This window comes from Rhizobium pisi (assembly GCF_003938655.1).
GTDB lineage: Bacteria > Pseudomonadota > Alphaproteobacteria > Rhizobiales > Rhizobiaceae > Rhizobium > Rhizobium pisi.
The window spans coordinates 1-1895 of the sequence record NZ_RJJT01000058.1 but is presented as its reverse complement, the minus strand read 5'-3'; the positions used below and the strand labels follow the sequence as shown (position 1 = coordinate 1895).

Annotated in this window: 1 protein-coding gene and 1 pseudogene; one reads left to right on the top strand and one right to left on the bottom strand. The window is 54.4% G+C overall.

Features of this window, described 5'->3' with window-relative positions; all coding sequences use genetic code 11:
- Positions 1 to 820 precede the first annotated feature (820 nt).
- A pseudogene (locus EFD55_RS34070) lies at positions 821 to 1083 on the top strand (DUF982 domain-containing protein).
- 58 nt (positions 1084 to 1141) lie between these two features.
- Here EFD55_RS34070 and EFD55_RS33425 read toward each other — a convergent pair.
- Positions 1142 to 1285, bottom strand: a complete 144-nt coding sequence (locus EFD55_RS33425; RefSeq protein ID WP_165504877.1) for a hypothetical protein — start codon at positions 1283 to 1285, stop codon at positions 1142 to 1144.
- Positions 1286 to 1895 lie beyond the last annotated feature (610 nt).

Sequence of the window (1895 nt, the reverse complement as noted above, 5' to 3'; positions counted from 1 at the left end):
ACTTGAGACAATCGCCACAATGAGCGATGATCCCCTCATCAGCCTGCCAGCAGCAAGCTGACACTCATCCGGCCCTCTGGGATGAGCCGTGGTCGTCTAAGCTACACCACGTCCTGGGACATGATCTCGCTTCACCATATGGGCGCGTAGCGCCACCATTTCCAATAAGGCTGTGCGTAACCTTGGAATAGGAGATTTCCATCACCGAGGAACTCTCAATCGGTCGCCCGTCCACCGTAGCCGACGCAATAACCTTAAAACGAACAGCCGCACTCTCGCCCTGGCAAGACGCAAGAGACAGGGCGCAAAGTGATGCCAAGAGCGACCGACGTTTCATTAGCTGCCTGTTACCGAAAGGTTTTTCAGCACACTGAGGCGCACGAGAACTGGTGGTATTGGCTTTGAGATGTTTCGCTTCAAAGGGCACGGGCGTCGCACCGACTGGCCCGGAATTTGGCGGGACGATCCCATGGACCGGGTCGTTTTTATATAATGAACCCAAATGGCGGCGATGAAGGCGAGCATGGCAAAACAATACCAGCCGAACATCAGACCATGCACCCATAGATGCTCGCCATCGCGAAGGAATAAAGCCCCTGCGACCAGCGCAATATGAGCTAGCAGAAAGCCAATCGTAATGAAGAGCACCCAACGCAACCCTTGTTAGCAATTTGACTGTATGCAAAACAACCATTTCTTCCAAGATGGGGCTGCCTCCGGTTGCAAGACTGGTAAATGCCAAATTACGAAAGGGTCCGGTCTGCTGGGCAAGTGATCGGCGTCGTTGCTCAAGAGTGACTGGCCCCCCAGGTCGAGAAGCATGTGCTGGAAAACGTTGTCGGCATTCCCGCCGGACGGGCTAACTCTGCGCGGTCCGGCAACGCCCAAGATCGTACGCACGCTTGGCGATGCAGTTCACATCCTGATCAAAGATTGGCCATCCGATGACGGTTAGGAATATGTCGCGGTTGTAAAAGCCTGCATCGACGCAATGAGCGGACACATTGCTCCAGAACAATTCCGGGAAGCGCTTTTGGTGCGGCCGACGAGGCGGGGATCGCTGCTTTAACAGTCGTTCACTGATGACAGTCGGCAAGAAAACGGCTGGCTGAGATCATACGGCCTGCATCGCCGCGGCCGTTCAGGTTGTGCTCGTATCGTCATCAAACCAGATTTCGTCGAGATCGATTGGCCTAACCTGCTTGTCGCCACCCTCTCCTTGAATGTCGCGCATTTCGTGGAACAAGCGGATCACATAGACCGCATAGCCAGTGTCCGGGTCCATCTCAGGGAATTTCTCGTTCGCGCGATCTACGCCTGGCCAAAACGCAGCGCGACCACCATCACTTAGGCCTCGATCATGAAAATACCCGGTCTTTGCGACTTATCAAATTGCCAACGGGCTAAACGCGGATCGACGTCTGAAATTGCCAACCCAAATTGCTCCAAAGCTCCTGACAGACCCAAGTTGGAGGTGTGAACAGTGTTGTTGTCGTCGAGTCTAACGATCCCTGCCATTGATCGAATAAGCCTATTTGTTCAGCGGAGCGCAACATCGCCCCAACCCATCGTCTGCGGTTGAGGTCAACATTTACATCGCCTCCACTCATTTTTCGTATACCGAAAACACCAGCGTCGCAGCTCAGCGTCGTGATATCGAGCGAAAGCGATTGAGTGCGGCTTCCAGACAGCGGCATGTCCAGGACAGGCCAGCGCATAGCGCTATAAGGATGATCAGATAATACAGCGTGGGTTGGTCAGCAGCTTTTGACCTGCCACTGAACTTTCATCCAGCGGCGGTTAGAGCCTCGGCGGCTTTGAATACGCCAAATGGCGCGGTGTGAGCAACCGGCGGAAACGCGAAGCTTTCATCTTGCGCAGCGTTGGAGCCGGTT